Raw genomic sequence first — 2344 nt, forward strand, 5'->3', positions numbered from 1 at the left:
GCTCATTGCGGCTGAATTCCTAATCGGAATTCATTGCAATTTGCTATCTTTAGGTTACGGCGGAACATCATAACTGATTTTCCGCAACGAGCCATACACAAAACCGTTAAACACAAGCTCTGAAAACGGCAACCACTATTCTAATCTAATAATCAAATATATTTTTTAAAAAATATTGAATGTAATTTTTATAGTTAGGATTCCTTACTATATTTGTATTGCAATATTGCACTAATCTAAAAATTTAATAAAATGAGTAAATCAATTTTCTATCACGCAGGATGTCCGGTTTGTATAAGTGCAGAACATGATATCGTTAATTTAGTAGGAGCTGAAAATGTTGAAGTCGTAAATATTGGAGAAGACCGAAACAGAATTTCAGAAGCTGAAAAAGCAGGAGTGAACTCTGTTCCAGCTTTAGTAACACCAAATGGAAATACGTTACATATAAACTTTGGTGCTTCAATGGCAGATGTAAAAGGTTAATTTTTATAACATAAAGTTAGGATTCCTAATATTAAAGAAATCCTAACTTCTTAAAACAAATTATAATGAAATCAATACTATTATTACTTACAGCAACTTTCCTTTTAAACACAACAAATTCCTGCGCACAAGAAAGCGAATATAAAAATGATAATTTCAAAATTAATGAAGTTAGTGTAACACACAAACCCGGTTTAGGGATTACCATTTGGGAAATAACTGTAAATGGAACAGCAGGAAAAACAACACCAACTAAAGTTGGTCAACTTGATGGTGCACCTGTTTTGGGATATGTATTTCCAACAAGTTTAAAACCTACAGATGTTGGCTTTAATCAAACAGATGGAATTGTTGCACTTGCCCTAACATCACATCCAGACTTTGACGACACACCTCTTTGGGATGAGAATAGTGACCAAATATTTGATAATGACGGAATTATTTGGCATCCACATTGGGTGATTCTTCACGAGGATAAAAGAGTTGATGGAGGACTTTCAGTTAAACAATTTAAGAAAGCAGATAAAACAGTTGTTTTACCACCAACAAACCCAGGAATGCCAATGTATATGGATTCACCTGGTTATCCTGTAACAACTAAAGATAATTCAATAAAAGTAGTCGTGCCAGATTATCGTATGAACAATAGAATAGACTTTAGCTACGATGGTGTTACAGCATTTATGAAAGTAAATACAAGCAATGAGAACTTACCTATGCTCGGAGTTTACGAAGTTTTTAGTGTGGCTAGTGGAGATTTATCACTACCATATAAAGTAAAAAACTAATAAGATGAAAGTAGCAGTTTGGGACACTTATGTGAAAAAAGAAGATGGTAATATTATGCATTTTGATATTCTCGTTCCTGATCATATAACCAATGAACAAATCATATTTAGTTTTGGAAAAGATTACCTGAAGACAAAATCTTTTAAAACAGGTAAATTAACCTCAAATGAATGTCGCTTGTGCCATATTGAACAGGCAACAGAAGAAATAGTCTCATCAATCAAAAGTCAAGACTATTTTATAATAGAAATGGAAAATTGTAATTAATTTAATTAGGATTACTAACTTTGCCTGTCGAACAAATTTCGGCAGGCTTTTTTATGAAGGAAAGTACATTTAACCCAGCACAACAAGAAAAAGACATTTCGAGTAAAATCGTTGCAGGAATGGAACGCGTTTCGGAAGTATTTAAAGTCTTGTTATGGGAAAAAGCAAAATTGGTTGGTTTAAGTCCAATTCAAATTCAGATACTCATATTTATTGCTTTTCACAAACAAGAATTGTGCAACGTTAGTCATCTTGCTAAAGAATTTAACGTAACAAAACCCACTGTAAGTGATGCAATTAGAATTTTAGATAAGAAGGAATTAATTGTTAAAGATTTTTCATCTTCAGATAGTCGTAGTTATTCTATATCATTATCTGATTTAGGAAGTGATATTGTTTCTCAAACCTATGATTTCTCAAATCCATTAAAAAAACAAGTGGATAGTCTTTCGCAATCCGAATTAGAGAGTTTATTTGGTACTTTAAGTCAACTGATTTACAAATTAAATCGTAACGGAATATTGAGCGTACAACGGACTTGCTATGGATGCAAGTTTTATGAAAAACAGCAAGAATCAGATTACTGTAATTTGCTTAAAAAGGAATTATTAAATCAAGAGATTAGATTGGACTGTCCAGAGTATGAAGAAAAAGTCAGTGGCTAACATCGTATATAAAAAATAGTGGCGGGTGGTTAAAAGAATTGAAATTCCTACTTTTAATAAAGAACAAAACTATCTGAAAAGTCTGAACTCATATACCCGCTACTTTTCATATACAATATCGATGACACCACATTCGT

4 protein-coding genes are annotated in these 2344 nt (G+C 32.3%); all 4 read left to right on the forward strand.

Going from position 1 to position 2344, the window contains the following annotated elements:
• Nucleotides 1-252 precede the first annotated feature (252 nt).
• The 4 genes from AC1EU5_RS15920 to AC1EU5_RS15935 all read left to right on the forward strand — a co-directional run bounded on the left by AC1EU5_RS15920 (nt 253) and on the right by AC1EU5_RS15935 (nt 2207).
• Nucleotides 253-486, forward strand: a complete 234-nt coding sequence (locus AC1EU5_RS15920) for a thioredoxin family protein (protein ID WP_299436339.1) — start codon at nt 253-255, stop codon at nt 484-486.
• A gap of 65 nt (nt 487-551) precedes the next feature.
• Nucleotides 552-1274, forward strand: a complete 723-nt coding sequence (locus AC1EU5_RS15925; RefSeq protein ID WP_480193409.1) for a hypothetical protein — start codon at nt 552-554, stop codon at nt 1272-1274.
• Between the two features lie 4 nt (nt 1275-1278).
• Nucleotides 1279-1542, forward strand: coding sequence for a DUF2024 family protein (locus AC1EU5_RS15930; protein WP_480193410.1), 264 nt, complete (start codon nt 1279-1281; stop codon nt 1540-1542).
• A 20-nt stretch (nt 1543-1562) separates the two neighbouring features.
• Nucleotides 1563-2207 (forward strand): MarR family transcriptional regulator, encoded by a 645-nt coding sequence (locus tag AC1EU5_RS15935; RefSeq protein WP_480193411.1) that lies wholly within the window; start codon nt 1563-1565, stop codon nt 2205-2207.
• The last annotated feature ends 137 nt before the right edge of the window (nt 2208-2344 follow it).

The organism is Maritimimonas sp. 2405UD52-3 (genome assembly GCF_056591715.1).

Coding starts and splice junctions, on each gene's coding strand:
- AC1EU5_RS15925 (WP_480193409.1), top strand. CDS start 552: ATGAAATCAATACTATTATTACTTACAGCAACTTTCCTTTTAAACACA.
- AC1EU5_RS15930 (WP_480193410.1), top strand. CDS start 1,279: ATGAAAGTAGCAGTTTGGGACACTTATGTGAAAAAAGAAGATGGTAAT.
- AC1EU5_RS15920 (WP_299436339.1), top strand. CDS start 253: ATGAGTAAATCAATTTTCTATCACGCAGGATGTCCGGTTTGTATAAGT.